General features: G+C 61.4%; 18 protein-coding genes. All 18 read right to left on the bottom strand.

Features of this window, described 5'->3' with window-relative positions; genetic code table 11:
• Nucleotides 1–38: 38 nt before the first annotated feature.
• The 18 genes from CXP40_RS14470 to fliM all read right to left on the bottom strand — a co-directional run bounded on the left by CXP40_RS14470 (nt 39) and on the right by fliM (nt 17,377).
• A complete protein-coding gene (locus tag CXP40_RS14470; protein ID WP_099523114.1) occupies nt 39–827 on the bottom strand; it encodes a ParA family protein in 789 nt (262 codons plus the stop codon).
• 82 nt (nt 828–909) lie between these two features.
• Nucleotides 910–1,719: a flagellar motor protein MotD gene (gene motD, locus CXP40_RS14465; protein ID WP_106734313.1), complete on the bottom strand. Its 810-nt coding sequence runs from the start codon at nt 1,717–1,719 to the stop codon at nt 910–912.
• 12 nt (nt 1,720–1,731) lie between these two features.
• Nucleotides 1,732–2,472: a flagellar motor protein gene (locus CXP40_RS14460; RefSeq protein WP_099523116.1), complete on the bottom strand. Its 741-nt coding sequence runs from the start codon at nt 2,470–2,472 to the stop codon at nt 1,732–1,734.
• A 25-nt stretch (nt 2,473–2,497) separates the two neighbouring features.
• The gene (locus CXP40_RS14455; RefSeq protein ID WP_106734312.1) at nt 2,498–3,634 is read right to left on the bottom strand and encodes a chemotaxis response regulator protein-glutamate methylesterase; all 1,137 of its coding nucleotides are present in this window, start codon (nt 3,632–3,634) and stop codon (nt 2,498–2,500) included.
• A 45-nt stretch (nt 3,635–3,679) separates the two neighbouring features.
• Nucleotides 3,680–5,893, bottom strand: coding sequence for a chemotaxis protein CheA (locus CXP40_RS14450; RefSeq protein ID WP_106734311.1), 2,214 nt, complete (start codon nt 5,891–5,893; stop codon nt 3,680–3,682).
• A 12-nt stretch (nt 5,894–5,905) separates the two neighbouring features.
• Nucleotides 5,906–6,694: a protein phosphatase CheZ gene (locus CXP40_RS14445; protein ID WP_106734310.1), complete on the bottom strand. Its 789-nt coding sequence runs from the start codon at nt 6,692–6,694 to the stop codon at nt 5,906–5,908.
• Nucleotides 6,695–6,713: 19 nt separating this feature from the next.
• Nucleotides 6,714–7,088 carry a chemotaxis response regulator CheY gene (locus CXP40_RS14440; protein ID WP_169968482.1) on the bottom strand — a complete coding sequence of 125 codons (375 nt, stop codon included), beginning with the start codon at nt 7,086–7,088 and terminating at the stop codon, nt 6,714–6,716.
• A gap of 99 nt (nt 7,089–7,187) precedes the next feature.
• Nucleotides 7,188–7,934 (bottom strand): RNA polymerase sigma factor FliA, encoded by a 747-nt coding sequence (fliA, locus tag CXP40_RS14435; RefSeq protein WP_166432387.1) that lies wholly within the window; start codon nt 7,932–7,934, stop codon nt 7,188–7,190.
• A complete protein-coding gene (fleN, locus tag CXP40_RS14430) occupies nt 7,931–8,761 on the bottom strand; it encodes a flagellar synthesis regulator FleN (RefSeq protein WP_162843938.1) in 831 nt (276 codons plus the stop codon). The genes fliA and fleN overlap by 4 nt, the downstream gene beginning before the upstream one ends.
• 114 nt (nt 8,762–8,875) lie before the next feature.
• Complete coding sequence (gene flhF, locus CXP40_RS14425; RefSeq protein WP_106734309.1) at nt 8,876–10,186, bottom strand: flagellar biosynthesis protein FlhF; 1,311 nt, start codon at nt 10,184–10,186, stop codon at nt 8,876–8,878.
• 11 nt (nt 10,187–10,197) lie between these two features.
• Nucleotides 10,198–12,345: a flagellar biosynthesis protein FlhA gene (gene flhA / locus CXP40_RS14420; protein WP_106734308.1), complete on the bottom strand. Its 2,148-nt coding sequence runs from the start codon at nt 12,343–12,345 to the stop codon at nt 10,198–10,200.
• An 83-nt stretch (nt 12,346–12,428) separates the two neighbouring features.
• Complete coding sequence (gene flhB, locus CXP40_RS14415) at nt 12,429–13,565, bottom strand: flagellar biosynthesis protein FlhB (protein ID WP_106734307.1); 1,137 nt, start codon at nt 13,563–13,565, stop codon at nt 12,429–12,431.
• A gap of 2 nt (nt 13,566–13,567) precedes the next feature.
• A complete protein-coding gene (gene fliR / locus CXP40_RS14410) occupies nt 13,568–14,344 on the bottom strand; it encodes a flagellar biosynthetic protein FliR (RefSeq protein ID WP_106734306.1) in 777 nt (258 codons plus the stop codon).
• A 13-nt stretch (nt 14,345–14,357) separates the two neighbouring features.
• Nucleotides 14,358–14,627 carry a flagellar biosynthesis protein FliQ gene (gene fliQ, locus CXP40_RS14405; protein WP_096826229.1) on the bottom strand — a complete coding sequence of 90 codons (270 nt, stop codon included), beginning with the start codon at nt 14,625–14,627 and terminating at the stop codon, nt 14,358–14,360.
• A gap of 11 nt (nt 14,628–14,638) precedes the next feature.
• The gene (gene fliP, locus CXP40_RS14400; protein ID WP_099523125.1) at nt 14,639–15,424 is read right to left on the bottom strand and encodes a flagellar type III secretion system pore protein FliP; all 786 of its coding nucleotides are present in this window, start codon (nt 15,422–15,424) and stop codon (nt 14,639–14,641) included.
• On the bottom strand, nt 15,424–15,855 hold the full coding sequence (fliO, locus tag CXP40_RS14395) for a flagellar biosynthetic protein FliO (RefSeq protein WP_106734305.1): 432 nt from the start codon (nt 15,853–15,855) through the stop codon (nt 15,424–15,426). The genes fliP and fliO overlap by 1 nt, the downstream gene beginning before the upstream one ends.
• Before the next feature lie 2 nt (nt 15,856–15,857).
• A complete protein-coding gene (fliN, locus tag CXP40_RS14390; protein ID WP_106734304.1) occupies nt 15,858–16,334 on the bottom strand; it encodes a flagellar motor switch protein FliN in 477 nt (158 codons plus the stop codon).
• Between the two features lie 71 nt (nt 16,335–16,405).
• On the bottom strand, nt 16,406–17,377 hold the full coding sequence (gene fliM / locus CXP40_RS14385; RefSeq protein ID WP_017679168.1) for a flagellar motor switch protein FliM: 972 nt from the start codon (nt 17,375–17,377) through the stop codon (nt 16,406–16,408).
• Between the last annotated feature and the right edge of the window lie 6 nt (nt 17,378–17,383).

Raw genomic sequence — 17,383 nt, 5'->3', positions numbered from 1 at the left:
TCCGACTTGAGTGTCGCAGTTCAACACAGACGCTCATTTCAAGCCACCTGCGCCGCCGGCTGATGACTCAACAGATGCTTGAGCAGCGCACGATAGGCGATCACACCACGGCTGCCGGCATCGAACTGCGAGGGCGTGCGCCCTGCCCGGCTGGCATCACGCAAGCGCGTGTCGACCGGAATGTAAGCCGGCCACAGGTGCTCAGGGTACGTATTGCGCAGTACCCGCAGCGTACTCATGGACGCCTGGGTGCGGCGGTCGAACAGCGTCGGCACGATGGTGTAAGGCAAGGCCTGCTTGCGCGAACGATTGATCATCGCCAGCGTGGTGATCATGCGCTCCAGGCCTTTCACTGCGAGGAACTCGGTCTGCACCGGAATCACCAGTTGCTGGCTGGCGGCCAGGGCATTGACCATCAGCACGCCGAGCAAGGGCGGGCTGTCGATGATGGCGTGATCGAAATCTTCCCACAGTTGCGCCAGGCTCTTGGCTATCACCAGACCCAGACCATTCTGCCCCGGCGACTGGCGCTCGAGCGTGGCCAGCGCGGTGCTCGACGGCAACAGGGAGATATTCTCGTGACTGGTGCTGTGCAGCAGTTGCTTGGGCAGGCCCTGCGGCACGTTGCCCTGGTGCAGGAACAGATCGAAGCAACTGTGCTCCAGCGCATCGGGATCATGACCGAAGTAACTGGTCATCGACCCATGCGGATCGAGATCGACCACGACCACACGCTTGCCGGCATCGGCCAACAGGCCTGCCAGGGCGATGGAGGTGGTGGTCTTGCCGACCCCGCCCTTTTGGTTGGCTACTGCCCAAACTTTCATTTTCTCTCATCCTCCCGGCAAGAGGCGCTCAGGCCGAGAATGGCTGTCGCACGCACACAGCAGGCGACTGGGATTTGACGGCTCACGACTGTGGAACCCCCGACGCAGACGCTGGTGCAGGTTGCGTGCCAGCCTCTGACTGCTGAGTCGCGGTACTGCCAGCGCCACGTCGCGTGTCGAGGTTGCGCGAAATCACCAGCACGACGCGGCGATTACGTCCCCTGCCCTCGGCGGTGGCATTGTCTGCCACCGGTTGGAATTCACCGTAACCGACGGCCGCCAGACGTGAAGGGTTGACGCCATCCATGGCCAGCATACGCACGATGCTCGCCGCACGCGCCGAAGACAACTCCCAGTTGGTCGGGTAAAGGGCGGTCTGGATCGGCAGGTTGTCGGTGAACCCCTCCACCTTAACCGGATTCTGATACGGCGCCAGAATCTTGGCGACTTTCTCGATGATGTCGAACGCCTGATTGTTCGGAATGGCATCACCACTGGGAAACAACAGACTGGAGCTGAGCTCGATCTCGATCCACATCTCGTTGCCACGCACAGTCAACTGCTCGCTCTGAATCAGCTCGCCAAATGCTTCGCGCACACTGGAGGCAATGCTCTGCAGGGTCGAATCCGAGCCGGGGTCGTCCATCGAGGTGTTATCAGGCTCGCTGGTACGCGGCCGCTCCTCGCCGACCGGAATAGGCTTGATCGAGCGATCAGGCTGGTTGAACACGCCCGTCAGTGACTCCGAGAGAATCTTGTACTTGCCTTCGTTGATCGAGGAAATCGAGTACATCACCACGAAAAAGGCGAACAGCAAGGTGATGAAGTCGGCATAGGAGACCAACCAACGCTCGTGATTCTCGTGCTCTTCATGATGCCGCCTGCGCGCCATGCCATACCTCCATCAGTCCATGAAGCCTTGCAGCTTCAGTTCGATGGAACGCGGGTTCTCACCCTCGGCGATGGACAGGATGCCTTCGAGGAGCATCTCGCGGTAACGCGACTGGCGCAGCGCGATGGACTTGAGCTTGTTGCCCATCGGTAGCAGCAGCAGGTTGGCAAAACCGACACCGTAGATGGTGGCGACGAACGCCACGGCAATGCCACTGCCGAGCATGCTGGGATCAGCCAGGTTGCCCATCACATGGATAAGGCCCATTACCGCGCCGATGATGCCAATGGTCGGGGCATAGCCGCCCATGCTCTCGAACACCTTGGCAGCCTGGATATCACGGGCCTCCTGAGTGTAGAGATCGACCTCGAGAATGCTGCGAATGGACTCCGGCTCGGCGCCATCGACCAGCAACTGCAGGCCTTTGCGCGCATAAGGGTCAGGCTCAGCATCGGCCACCGCCTCGAGGCCGAGCAGGCCTTCCTTGCGCGCCACCATGCTCCAGCCGGTCACACGATTGATGCCACCGACCAGATCGATACGCGGCGGGAAAAATATCCAGCGCATGATGCTCATGGCACGCTTGAACACCTGCACCGGCGCCTGCAGAAAAGCCGCGCCCAGCGTGCCACCGATGACGATCAGTGCCGCCGGACCGTTGAGCAACGCCCCGGCATTACCCCCCTCCAGGTAATTGCCGCCCAGAATGGCGACGAACGCCAGGATGACGCCGATTAGGCTCAGTACATCCATGCGAAGGTTCCACACTTAGCCTGGGTCACTGGCAAGCCTCGGTCAGGTGCCGGCCGATGTCATCCAGGCCATAGACAGCATCCGCCAGGTTGGCCTTGACCACGGCCATGGGCATGCCATAGATCACGCAACTGGCCTCGTCCTGCGCCCACACCTGACTACCGCCCTGCTTGAGCAGGCGCGCGCCCTCGCGGCCGTCGGCGCCCATGCCGGTCAGCACCACCGCCAGCACCTTGTCGCCATAGGACTTGGCGGCCGAGCCGAAGGTGATATCGACGCAGGGTTTGTAGTTGAGACGCTCGTCACCCGGCAGGATCTTTATCGCGCCGCGCGCATCAACCATCATCTGCTTGCCCCCAGGCGCCAGCAGCGCCAGGCCAGGGCGCAGAATATCGCCGTCCTCAGCCTCCTTGACCTGAATGCGACACAGCTTGTCCAGGCGCTCGGCGAAGGCCTTGGTGAAGGCCGCTGGCATGTGCTGGATCAGCACCAGCGGTGCCGGGAAGTTGGCTGGCAATTGGGTCAACACACGTTGCAGCGCCACCGGGCCACCGGTAGAGGTACCAATGGCCACCAGTTTGTAAGCTTTGCGCTTGGGCGCTGATGACGAAGGCGCTGCGCCAGCAGACGATGCTGCGGGACGCGCAGGAGCAGCGGGAGCCGGCACAGCAGGCCGCGTTGAAACGGCCGGACGACTAATCGGCGCCGCACTCGGACTCGCCGCAGTCGGCGCCGGAGCCACCGCAGCCGAGCTGAAACGACGGTTGCTGCGCGCGATGCTATGCACCTTCTCACAGAGCATCTGCTTGACCTTCTCAGGGTTACGCGAGATGTCTTCGAAGTTCTTCGGCAGAAAATCCACCGCACCGGCGTCCAACGCATCGAGCGTCACGCGGGCGCCTTCGTGGGTCAGCGAAGAGAACATCAACACTGGCGTCGGGCACCGCTGCATGATGTTTCGAACCGCAGTGATGCCGTCCATCATCGGCATCTCGTAATCCATGGTGATCACGTCGGGCTTGAGCGCCAACGCCTGATCGATGGCTTCCCGCCCATTGGTGGCCGTGCCCACAACCTGAATACTGGGGTCAGCAGACAGAATTTCTGAAACGCGCCGGCGGAAGAAACCGGAGTCGTCCACCACCAGAACCTTAACAGCCATACACACTCCTAGACGGCGCGAAGCCATGACCCGCGCCGCGAAACATCAGAAACGTCGAGCGTAGCGCTTGAGCATGCTCGGTACGTCGAGAATCAACGCGATGCGTCCATCGCCAGTGATCGTGGCGCCGGACATCCCGGGCGTGCCTTGCAGCATCTTGCCCAGCGGTTTGATTACCACTTCCTCCTGCCCGACCAATTGATCGACGACAAAGCCGATGCGCTGGCTACCGACGGTGAGGATCACCACATGGCCCTCGCGCTGACCTTCGTGGAAGGCCTGCGGCACCAGCCAACGTTTGAGATAGAACAGCGGCAGCGCCTTGTCGCGCACGATCACCACTTCCTGGCCATCAACCACATTGGTGCGCGACAGGTCGAGGTGGAAGATCTCGTTGACGTTGACCAGCGGGAAGGCGAAGGCCTGGTTCTCCAGCATCACCATCAGGGTCGGCATGATCGCCAGGGTCAGCGGCACCTTGATGATGATCTTCGAGCCCTGCCCCTTCTGCGAGAACACGTTGACCGTGCCATTGAGCTGGGAAATCTTGGTCTTCACCACGTCCATGCCAACACCGCGGCCGGACACATCGGAGATCTCGGTCTTGGTCGAGAAGCCCGGGGCGAAGATCAGGTTGTAGCATTCGAACTCGTTGAGGCGATCAGCCGCGTCCTTGTCCAGCAGGCCTTTCTCCACGGCCTTGGCACGCAGCACATCAGCGTCCATACCCTTGCCGTCATCGGTGATCGACAACAGGATGTGGTCACCTTCCTGCTCAGCGGACAGCACCACGCGGCCAGCGCGTGCCTTGCCGGCTTTCTCGCGCTCTTCCGGGGTTTCCACGCCGTGGTCGACGGCGTTGCGCACCAAGTGCACCAGCGGGTCGGCCAGCGCCTCGACCAGGTTCTTGTCGAGGTCGGTTTCCTCGCCCACCAGTTCGAGGTTGATCTCTTTCTTCAGGTTGCGCGCAAGGTCGCGAACCAGGCGCGGGAAGCGGCCGAAGACCTTCTTGATCGGCTGCATGCGGGTCTTCATCACCGAGGTCTGCAGATCCGCGGTGACCACGTCGAGGTTCGACACCGCCTTGGACATGGCCTCGTCGCCGCTGTTGAGGCCCAGACGCACCAGACGGTTACGCACCAGCACCAGCTCGCCGACCATGTTCATGATCTCGTCGAGGCGTGCGGTATCGACCCGTACGGTGGTTTCGGCTTCGCTGGCAGGGGCCTTCTCCGCCGCTGCCGGGGTTGGGGCCGGCGCCGCGGCACGCGGTGCGGCAGCTTCAGCCTTGGCCGCAGCTGGCTTGGCTGCTGGTGCCGCGGCCTTGGGCGCAGCAGCCGGTTTCTCAGCGACTACAGGTGCAGGCTCGCTGGGCGGGACGAACTTGCCCTTGCCGTGCAACTGGTCGAGCAAGGACTCGAACTCGTCATCGGTAATCTCGTCGCCAGCCGGGGCTGGCGCAGCGGCAGCGACTGGCGCCGCGGCTTCGGTCGTCGCAGAGAACTGACCCTTGCCATGCAGTTGATCAAGCAGTGCTTCGAATTCGTCGTCGGTAATGTCATCGCCTGCCGCTGCACCAGCAGGCACAGAAGCGACTACCGTGGAGGCAGGCGCCTCGACAGCGCCGGCAAACTGCCCTTTGCCGTGCAACTGATCGAGCAGCGACTCGAACTCGTCATCGGTGATCTCATCGCTGGTACTGACTTCGGCGCTCGGAGCTGTAGCCGGCGCGTCACCCAGCGCATCGAGCAGTTGCTCGAATTCGCTGTCAGTGATGTCGCCCGCGGAGGCCGACGGCGCAGCTGGCTGAGGCTCTGGTGCGGGTTCTGGTTCGGCCTGCTGCACCGGCGCAGGAGCCGCTTCGGCGCCGCCCGGTTCGGCCAGGCGTGACAGTGCCGCCAGAAGCTCAGGCGACGCGGGTGTCGGCTCGCGGCGCTCACGCACCTCGCCGAACATGCCGTTTACTGCATCAAGAGCCTCGAGCACCACATCCATCAGCTCCGAATCGACGCGACGCTCACCCTTGCGCAGGATGTCGAAGACGTTTTCGGCGATATGGCAGCACTCCACCAGCTCGTTGAGCTGGAGGAAACCCGCTCCGCCCTTGACGGTGTGGAAACCGCGGAAGATGGCGTTGAGCAGGTTCATGTCGTCCGGTCGGCTTTCCAGCTCGACTAATTGTTCGGACAACTGTTCGAGAATCTCGCCGGCCTCTACCAGGAAATCCTGGAGGATCTCTTCATCGGCGCCGAAGCTCATATTGTGTGCTCCTTAGAACCCTAGGCTGGACAGCAGGTCGTCGACATCGTCTTGGTTGGAGGCAACGTCATCACGCTTATCGGCATGAATCTGCGGACCTTCACCCCGCGATGGCTCTTTTGATTTTTCTTGTTCGCTACGCAGCTCTTCGTGGTCGTGCCGGATACCCGCAAAACGGTCGACCTGGCTGGCCATGAGCATCAATTTCAGCAGATTGCTTTCCACTTCGGTCACCAGCTGGGTGACACGCTTGATCACCTGACCGGTAAGGTCCTGATAGTCCTGCGCCAGCAGAATGTCATTGAGGTGACCGGAAAGTTTGGCGCCATCTCGCTCGCTACGGGCGAGGAACAGCTCGACCCGCTTGGCCAGCTCACGGAAGCCGTCGGCACCGATCTCGCGGCGCATGAAGCGGCCCCATTCGACGCTCAGGCTCTGCGCTTCATCGCTCAGATCATTGACCAGCGGCGCGCTCTGCTCGACCAGATCCATGGTCCGGTTGGCGGCCTTCTCGGTCATGGTCACGACGTAGTTCAGACGCTCGGTAGCGTCGGCGATCTGCGACAACTCCTGGGCATGCGGCATACGCGGATCGAGTTGGAAATTGACAATGGCGTTATGCAGTTCACGGGTCAGTTTGCCGACCTCGTGATACAGCCCGCGATCACGGACCTTGTTGAGCTCGTTGATCAGTTGCACCGCGGCGCCGAAGTTACCTTGTTCAAGGCTATCGACCAGATCGCGGGCGTTGTTTTTCAGGGTCGACTCGAGGTCACCCAGCGTGGAGTCATCGTGTTCCATAGCACCCTCGCGGCTGGCATCAGCCGTTGACTCGCTCGAAGATCTTCTCGATCTTTTCCTTCAGCACCTGAGCGGTGAAGGGTTTGACCACGTAACCATTCACACCGGCCTGAGCCGCCTCGATGATCTGATCGCGTTTGGCTTCAGCAGTCACCATCAGCACCGGCAGGTGCTTGAGACGCTCGTCGGCACGCACGGCACGTAGCAGGTCGATGCCAGTCATTCCGGGCATGTTCCAGTCGGTCACCAGAAAGTCGAAGCTGCCGCTTTGCAGCATCGGCAGCGCCGAGGTGCCGTCATCGGCTTCTGCGGTATTGGTGAAACCCAAGTCCCGCAAGAGGTTCTTGATGATCCGTCGCATCGTCGAGAAATCGTCAACGATGAGGATTTTCATGTTCTTGTCCAAGTCGACCTCCGTACAGTCCCAAACGTATTGCGCTTGCAACTACGTCCTTTAATCGTGAAACCGTTTGCGCCTGCGAGCACGCCGCGTTCAGCCTGCGCGCCATTCACTCAGCCGCGAGCGCAAACGCGCCGCGCACTGGCTGTGCAACTGGCTCACGCGTGACTCGCTAACCCCCAGCACTTCACCGATTTCCTTCAAGTTCAGTTCTTCATCGTAATACAGCGCCAGCACCAGACGTTCACGCTCCGGCAAACCGGCGATGGCATCGGCCAAAGCCGCCTGGAAGCGTTCGTCTTCGAGGTCCCGCGAAGGTTCGAGGTGGTTGTGCCCGGCGTCTTCGTGCAACCCGCCGTGCTCGCCGTCCTGCAACAGGTCGTCGAAACTGAACAGGCGGCTGCCCAAAGTGTCGCCAAGAATGCCGTAGTAATCCTCCAGACTCAATTGGAGTTCGGCCGCAACCTCGTGATCTTTAGCGTCACGCCCGGTTCTTGCCTCAACCACACGAATGGCATCGCTGACCATGCGGCTGTTGCGGTGCACCGAACGCGGCGCCCAATCGCCCTTGCGCACCTCATCGAGCATGGAGCCGCGAATGCGGATACCGGCGAAGGTCTCGAAACTGGCGCCCTTGCTGGAGTCGTATTTGCGCGAGGCTTCGAGCAAACCGATCATGCCGGCCTGGATCAGATCATCGACCTGCACGCTGGCCGGTAGACGGGCCAACAGGTGGTAGGCGATGCGTTTGACCAGCGGCGCATAGCGCTCGATCAGTTGGTGCTGGGAGTCCTGCGCCTGAGCCTTGTTGTACATACGAAGTCCAGAGGCTGCTGTCATACGGCCGAGTCTGCGGTCGGTTGTTGCACCAGACGCTCGACGAAAAACTCCAGATGACCACGGGGATTGGCCGGTAACGGCCAGGTATCTACCTTCTGAGCTATCGCCTTGAACGCCAGGGCGCACTTGGAGCGAGGGAAGGCTTCATAGACAGCGCGCTGTTTCTGCACGGCCTTGCGCACACATTCGTCGTAGGGCACGGCACCGACATACTGCAGGGCGACATCGAGGAAACGATCCGTCACCTTGGTCAGCTTAGCAAAGAGATTGCGTCCTTCCTGCGGGCTGTGGGCCATATTGGCCAGCACGCGGAAGCGGCTGATGCCATGGTCACGGTTGAGCAGCTTGATCAGCGCGTAGGCGTCGGTAATCGAGGTCGGCTCATCGCAGACCACCACGAGGATCTCCTGCGCGGCACGCACGAAGCTGACCACCGCATCACCGATGCCAGCGGCGGTGTCGATCACCAGCACGTCAAGATTTTCGCTGATGTCGCTGAACGCCTGGATCAAGCCGGCGTGCTGCATCGGCGTGAGGCTGACCATGCTCTGCGTACCGGACGCAGCCGGCACGATACGCACGCCGCCCGGCCCCTGCAGCAGGACGTCACGCAGATCGCATTCACCCGCGATGACATCGGCCAGGGTGCGTTTGGGCGTCAGGCCCAACAGAACGTCGACGTTGGCCAAGCCAAGGTCAGCGTCCATCAGCATTACCCGACGGCCGAGATCGGCCAGGGCCATGGACAGATTGACCGATACATTGGTCTTGCCGACGCCACCCTTGCCGCCAGTCACCGCAATCACCTGTACGGGATGCATACCCATGTTCTTTCTACACCTTGTCTAACTTCGACTTGGCCCTACAGGTCGTTGAAAAGCACCTATTGAGGCCGTTCACTCCCGCACCACGTGGCGAGAGGGTGCAACATTCTCGCTGCTTCAGCCGGCCCGCTTGGCCGGATTGTGATAGAGACCGGCGAACATCTGCGCCATGGCATCTTCACTCGGTTCCTCGGCAGCCTGCAGGCCCACCGCCCGGCTGACCAGCTGGTGACTGCGTGGCACCTGCAGATCATCCGGAATCCGCGGCCCGTCCGTCACATAGGCTACCGGCAGTTGCTGGCCTATAGCCAGGCCTAAAACCTCGCCCAGGCTCGCCGCTTCGTCCAGCTTCGTCAGTATGCAGCCAGAAAGGCCACAACGCTTGTAACTATGGTAGGCCGCCTTGAGCACTTGGCTCTGACTTGTTGCGGCCAATACCAGATAATTCTTCGCCTTGATGCGTGCCGAGGCCAGACTTTCCAACTGCAGACGCAACGCCGGATCGTTACCCGGCAGGCCAGCGGTATCGACCAGCACCACGCGCTTCTTGGCCAGCGGTGCAAGCGCCTGCAACAGGGACTGGCCCGGATCGATCTGGGTCACCGACACACCGAGGATGCGCCCCAGAGTCTTGAGCTGTTCCTGCGCGCCAATACGGAAGCTGTCCATGCTCACCAGAGCGACCTGCTGCGCGCCGTACTTAAGCACATAACGCGCTGCCAGCTTGGCCAGCGTAGTGGTCTTGCCCATGCCGGCCGGACCGACCAGGGCGATCACGCCCCCCTCTTCCAGCGGCTCGACCTTGGGCGTAGCGATCGCATGGGCCAGATGTGCCAGCAGCATACGCCAGGCCTGACGCGGTTCGGCAACGCCGGCCACCTTGCTCAGCAGCGCCTGCGACAGTTCGGCAGACAACCCCATACGCTGCAGGCGGCGCCACAGATTGGCTTGCTGCGGACGACGATTCTGCAGCTGGCCCCAGGCAATGGAGCCCAGCTGTACTTCGATCAGCTCACGCAAGCCATGCAGCTCGAAGCGCATGGCATCCAGCGCGCGCGGGTCGACCGCCGGCGTGGCAGGCGCAGCGGTCTCGACCGGGCGCTGTGGTTTGACCGGAGTCGCTGGCAGCTCAGGCGCCAGCAAGGATTCATTGGCGAATAATTGACGGTCCTTGCCGGCATCCTGCTCGGCACGCGTGCTCAGCTCAGCCTGGGCGCTGGCGATGCGCGCCTGGGTCTTGCGCAGCTCGGCTTCCAACGCCGGGTTCGGACGTACCGGCGTCGGCGCCTGATAATCCAGCGCAGCAGTCAGCTCGACACCACCGGCAACGCGGCGATTGCCGATGATCGAGGCGTCGGCGCCCAATTCATCACGCACCAGTTTCATGGCGGTCCGCATATCGGCGGCGAAGAAGCGTTTGACCTGCATGACCCTTTACCTCAGTTCTGGCCAACCGTAGCGACTATGGTGACCTGCTTGTTGTCCGGAATTTCCTGGTACGCCAGCACGTGCATGCTGGGTACCGCCAGCCGCGCGAAGCGCGACAACATCGCCCGGACCGGTCCGGCCACCAGCAGAATCACCGGTTTGCCGAGCATCTCCTGGCGCTGCGCCGCTTCCACCAGGGAACGCTGCAGCTTCTCGGCCATGCCAGGTTCGAGGAGGATGCCATCCTCACCGCCTTGACCGGCCTTCTGCAGACTGTTGAGCAAGATCTGTTCCAACCTTGGCTCGAGGGTTATCACAGGCAGCTCCGGCTCTAGTCCCACGATGCCTTGCACGATGGCGCGGGCCAACGAGACGCGTACCGCAGCGACCATCGCGGCGGGATCTTGACTCTTCGGCGCGACGTTGGCGATGGCCTCGGCGATGGTGCGGATGTCCCGCACCGGTACCTGCTCCTGCAACAGCGCCTGCAGCACCTTAAGCAGGGTCGACAGCGATACCAGCCCAGGCACCAACTCTTCGGCCAGCTTCGGCGAGCTCTTGGCCAGCAACTGCATCAGTTGCTGCACTTCCTCATGGCCCAACAGCTCATGAGCATGCTTGTGCAGGACCTGGTTGAGGTGAGTGGCCACCACGGTACTGGCGTCGACCACGGTGTAGCCCAGCGACTGCGCCTGATCGCGCTGAGTGGGGTCGATCCACACGGCCTCCAGACCGAATGCCGGATCCTTGGCGGCGATGCCGTTGAGCGGACCGAACACCTGACCGGGGTTGATCGCCAATTCACGATCCGGATACACCTCGGCCTCGGCCACGCTGACACCCATCAGCGTCAGGCGATAAGCGTTGGGCGCCAAGTCGAGGTTGTCGCGGATATGCACCGAGGGCATGAGAAAACCCATTTCCTGCGACAGCTTCTTGCGCACCCCCTTGATCCGCGCAAGCAGCTGCCCCCCCTGGTTGCGGTCTACCAGAGGAATCAGGCGGTAGCCTACCTCCAGGCCGACCATGTCCACCGGAGTGACATCGTCCCAGCCCAGTTCCTTGACCTCCTGAGCCTTCTGCGCCGGCAGCAGCTCCTGCTGGCGCTGCACCTCCTTGACCTCTTCTTCCTTGACCTTGCGGTTCTTGTGCGCGATCCAGTAGGCGCCACCGGCCGCCACCAGACCAAGGCTGATGAAGGAAAAGTGCGGCATGCCCGGCACCAGCCCCATGGCGATGAGGATCGCCGCCGCCACCGCCAGCGCCCGCGGCGACGCGAACATCTGCCGATTGACCTGCGCGCCCATGTCTTCGGAGCTGGAAACACGGGTCACCATCACCGCCGCGGCGGTGGACAGCAGCAGCGAAGGAATCTGCGCGACCAGGCCATCACCGATGGTCAGCAGGGTGTAGACCTTACCGGCGTCGGCGAAGGCCAGGCTGTGCTGTAGCACGCCGATGGCTATACCACCGATGAGGTTGATGAACAGGATCAGCAGGCCGGCGATGGCATCGCCACGGACGAACTTGCTGGCACCGTCCATCGAACCGTAGAAGTCTGCCTCCTGGGCCACCTCGCTGCGGCGTTTCTTGGCTTCGTTCTGATCGATCAGGCCGGCGTTGAGGTCGGCGTCGATAGCCATCTGCTTGCCAGGCATGGCGTCGAGGGTGAAGCGCGCGCTCACCTCGGAGATACGCCCAGCGCCCTTGGTGACCACCACGAAGTTGATGATCATGAGGATGGCGAATACCACGATACCAACCACGTAGTTGCCGCCGATCACCACCTCACCGAATGCCTGGATCACCTGACCAGCCGCGCCATGCCCTTCGTGACCATTGAGCAGCACCACACGGGTCGAAGCCACGTTAAGCGCCAGACGCAGCAGCGTGGCGGCCAGCAGGATGGTGGGGAATACAGCGAAATCCAGCGGGCGCAGCGCGTAGATACTGACCAGCAACACGACGATGGAAAGCGCGATACTGAAGGTGAACAGGGTATCGAGCAGAAACGGCGGCACCGGCAACATGACCATGCCGAGCATGACCAGCAGCAGCAGCGGAATGCCCAGGTTGCCATGGCGCAAACCTGCAAGGTTGCTGCGTACGTCACCGATTAACTGTGCGCGATCTACTGCCACGTCCCTACCCCGAGCCATTCAATCTTTTGACGCGAAAGTGCGTCCTAGAGAGGTCATGGCAAGAAGCGTTCCAAAAGTGACACGACAGCGCGCTACACGCCCTAAGAGTCGCGGCGTAGATCCGCCGGGATCGGGAAGTCCGGCAGCGGGCCTGGGCGCTTGCCCTTGCCGGCCTGGTACTGACGAAGCTGATAGACGTAGGCCAGCACCTGCGCCACGGCCAGATACAGGCCAGCAGGAATTTCCTGGTCCAGCTCGGTGGAGTAATACACCGCACGGGCCAATGCCGGGGACTCCAGCACCATCACCTTGTGCTCCTGGGCGATCTCGCGAATCTTCAGCGCCAGGAAGTCGCCGCCCTTTGCCAGCAACACCGGTGCGCTCCCCTTCTCCGGGTCGTACTTGAGCGCTACAGCGAAGTGCGTCGGGTTGGTGATGACCACGTCAGCCTGCGGCACGGCTTGCATCATCCGCCGTTCGGCCATTTCCCGCTGCAACTGGCGAATACGTCCTTTGACTTCGGGCTTGCCCTCAGTGTCCTTGTACTCGTCGCGCACCTCCTGCTTGGTCATCATCAGCTTCTGCTTGTGACTCCAAAGCTGGAACGGCACATCCACGGCAGCAATCAGGATAAGCCCGCAGGACAGCCAGAACGCACTCCAGCCGACAACCTTCAGGCTGTGCAGGATGGCGGGCTCGACGGGCTCGTTGGCAATGGCCAGCAGATCGTCCTGGTCCACCGAAAGCACCACCAGCGCCACCGCCAGGATTACCAGAAACTTGGCCAGCGCCTTGATCAGCTCGACCAGTGCCTGAACCGAGAACATGCGCTTGAGACCCGCCAATGGGTTCATCCGGCTGGCTTTGGGTTGCAGCGCCTCGGCAGAGAACAACCACCCCCCGAGCGCGATGGGACCAGCAATGGAGGCAATCAATAACGCAATGAAAAAGGGTTGAACCGCCAGCAATGCATGCTTGCCAGAAGCCAGCAGATAAAGCGCCATGCTGCGCTCGCTCATCAGCACATCGCGCGGCAAGCTGAAATTACCGCGCATCACATCCATCAACACATTGCCCATGTAGGCGCCAAAAATGATCAGGGCGACAGTGCCGGTGAGCGTCACCGCCACCGTGTTGAGCTCCTTGGAGCGAGCGATCTGGCCTTTCTTGCGCGACTCTTCAAGTCGCTTGCCTGTGGGTTCCTCGCTCTTGTCGGCGCCGCTTTCGCTTTCGGCCATCGCTACCTCACAAGAGCGAATTCGCTCAGCTGTTGCAGGGCTTCGCTGGCCAGCGCCTGGAACAGGTTGCCGAAATCGGAAAGCCCCACCCAGAAAATCACCAGGCCCATGGCCAGGGTCAGGGGGAAGCCGATGGAAAAGATGTTCAGTTGCGGCGCGGCGCGCGTCATCACGCCAAACGCCAGGTTGATCACCAGCAGCGCGGTGACCATGGGCAGCGTCAACAACAGGCCGGCGCCGATCACCCAGCCCAGTTTGCCAGCCAGCTCCCAGTAATGATTGACCATCAACCCTTGCCCGGACGGCAGCGTGACGAAGCTTTCCGCCAGAATTTCCAGCACCACCAGATGGCCATTGATGGCCAGAAACAGCATGGTCACCAGCATCAGCATGAACTGGCCAAGCACCGGCACCGACACACCATTGGTAGGGTCGACCATGGAGGCGAACCCCAGGCCCATCTGCATGGCGATGATCTGCCCAGCGACGGCGAACAGATGAAAGAACAACTGCAGAATAAAACCGAACATGGCGCCGATCAGCACCTGCTCAAGGATCAGCAGCAGACTACGCAGGCTCAAGGCATCGACCTGCGGCATCGGTGGTAGCGTCGGTACCAGCACCACACTGATGGCCAGCGCCAGATAGAGGCGTACGCGGTTCGGCACCAGCTGGGTACCGATGATGGGCATCACCATCAACATCGCCGCGATGCGAAACAACGGCAGCAGAAACTGGCCTACCCAGCCGCTGATCTGCTCGTTGCTCAACTCCAGCATCGCGCCCAGCCCCTCAACCGATGAGGTACGGAATGTTCTGGATCAGCGTCTGGGTGTACTCCATCAGCTGACTCACCAGCCAGGGGCCGGCCCATATCAGCGTGATCAGCATCACCATCAGGCGCGGCAAAAAGCTCAGCGTCTGTTCGTTGATCTGCGTGGCAGCCTGGAACATGGCGACCATCAGACCGACAATCAGGCTTGGCACCACCGCCAGACCGACGATCAGCACGATCAGCCAGAGCGCTTCGCGAAACAGGTCAACCGCTACCTCGGGAGTCATCAAAGGCCTCGCTATATGGTGCCGAAACTGGCGGCCAAGGTGCCCATGATCAGCGCCCAGCCGTCAACCAGGACGAACAGCATGATCTTGAATGGCAATGAGATGATCAGTGGCGACAGCATCATCATCCCCATCGCCATGAGGATACTGGCGACCACCATGTCGATGATCAAAAACGGAATGAAGATCATGAAGCCGATCTGGAAAGCGGTCTTCAACTCGGAAGTGACGAACGCCGGCACCAGAATGGTCAACGGCACGTCTTCGACACCAGCCAGATCGGTACGCTTGGACAAACGAACGAACAGTGCCAGGTCACTCTCACGAGTCTGCGCCAGCATGAAGTCGCGGATTGGTACCTCTGCCCGTGTCAGCGCCTCCTGAGCGACGATCTCCTCGTTCAGATAAGGCTGCAGCGCATCGGTGTTAATCCGGTCGAAAATCGGCGCCATGATGAACATCGTCAGAAACAGCGCCAGGCCGACCAGGATCTGGTTGGACGGTGTCTGCTGCAGACCCAGCGCCTGACGCAGGATGGAGAAGACGATGATGATCCGCGTGAAGCTGGTCATCAGCATGACGAACGCCGGGATGAAACTCAGCGCCGTCATGATCAGCAGGATCTGCAGGCTGACCGAGTATTCCTGCTGCCCCTGGGCGTCGGTGGACAGGGTGATGGCGGGGATCGACAACGGGCTGCTGCCCGTCTGGATCAGCGAATTGCCTGCAGGAGGGTCCTCGGCGAACGCCAGAGAAGCGGCGAGGCTCAGCACCAGCACCAGCAACAAACGCAGCATCAGGATTTGTCCTTCTGATCCTTGCCCATCAGCTCCATCAGGCGCTGGGCGAACTCTGGCGTGGCCTGCTCGGCATCGGCCAGATGCACTGGCTCCTTGAGCACGTGCAGCGGGGTAATGCGCCCAGCGGACAGCCCCAGCAAAATCTGCTCGTTGCCTACCTGCACCAGCACCAGGCGATCACGCGGGCCGAGCGCCTGGCTCGACAACAGCTTGATCACCTGCCCGCCCTTCGGGTTCAGTTGCTGCACACGGCGCAACAGCCAGGCGAGCAGGAAGATCAAACCGATCACCAGCAACAAGCCGAGCAGCAACTGGCCGAGCTGACCGGCTATGTCGCTGCCAGCCATGGGAGTCGCTGCCTTGCCGGCAGGCTCGGCAGCCATGGCCGCCAGAGGCATGCTGAGAAACAGAGCGAGAAGACGAGCCATGGTCAGCGCAGCTTCTTGATACGTTCGCTGGGGCTGATCACGTCGGTCAGGCGAATGCCGAACTTCTCGTTGACCACCACCACTTCGCCATGAGCGATCAACGTGCCGTTGACCAGCACATCGAGCGGCTCACCAGCCAGACGATCCAGCTCGATCACCGAGCCCTGATTGAGCTGCAGCAGATTACGGATAGTGATATCGGTGTTGCCTACTTCCATGGAGATGGACACTGGAATATCCAGGATCACATCCAGATTGGGGCCATCCAGATTGACCGGCAGATTACCGGGAGGCGGTGCGCTGCCGAACTCTTCCATCGGTGCACGCGGTGCGGCCGGTTGCGCTGCCTGAGCGGCCCCCTGCCCTGCGAGCATGGCATCGATATCGTCCTGATCGGCATCACCTGCCTCGGCCAGCGCTGCGGCCCATTCATCGGCCAGTGCCTGTTCCTCGGGGGAGGTGTTTTCTTCGTCTGCCATCGTGATTCCTCGCCTGGCTTCTGCTATTCGTTCACGTCGGGCTTTGTCAGCCCTGGAGAGTTACCAACGCCTCAGCGTTGGCGTTCGATTGGTTCCAGCACCTGCAGGGCCAGATTGCCCTTGTGCGCTCCCAGCTTCACCTTGAAGGTCGGCACGCCATTGGCGCGCATGACCACGTTGTCCGGCAATTCCACGGGGATCACATCACCCGGCTGCATATGCAGGATGTCGCGCAGCTTCAACTGGCGACGGGCGACGGTGGCGGCCAGCGGCACGCTGACATCGAGGATGTCCTCGCGCAGGGCCTTGATCCAACGCTCGTCCTGATCGTCGACATCGGATTGGAAACCGGCATCGAGCATTTCGCGGATCGGCTCGATCATCGAGTACGGCATGGTGATGTGCAGATCGCCACCACCACCGTCGAGCTCGATATGGAAGGTGGACACCACCACCACTTCGCTGGGGCTGACGATGTTGGCCAGCGCCGGGTTGACCTCGGAGTTGACGTACTCGAAGTTGATATCCATGACCGCGTGCCAGGCTTCGCGCAGGTCGACGAACGCCTGGTCGAGCACCATACGCACGACACGCAGTTCGGTTGGAGTGAACTCACGGCCTTCGATCTTGGCATGGCGCCCATCGCCGCCGAAGAAGTTGTCCACCAGTTTGAACACCAGCTTGGCGTCGAGGATGAACAGACCGGTGCCGCGTAGCGGCTTCATCTTCACCAAGTTAAGGCTGGTAGGCACGTACAACGAGTGCACGTATTCGCCGAACTTCATCACTTGCACACCACCAACGGCGACGTCAGCCGAGCGGCGCAACAGGTTGAACATGCTGATGCGGGTATAACGGGCAAAGCGCTCGTTGATCATCTCCAGCGTCGGCATGCGCCCACGGACGATACGATCCTGACTGGTCAGGTCGTACTGTTTGACGCTCCCCGGCTCCGCTGCGTCCTCGGTTTCCACCAGGCCGTCATCGACGCCATGCAACAGCGCATCGATCTCGTCCTGGGAAAGCAGGTCTTGCACGGCCATCTTCGG

This window comes from Pseudomonas sp. YY-1 (assembly GCF_002843095.1).
In the GTDB taxonomy this organism is placed as follows: domain Bacteria; phylum Pseudomonadota; class Gammaproteobacteria; order Pseudomonadales; family Pseudomonadaceae; genus Aquipseudomonas; species Aquipseudomonas sediminis_A.
Note: the sequence above shows the minus strand (reverse complement) of the source record. Positions and strands in the feature narration are given on the sequence as shown.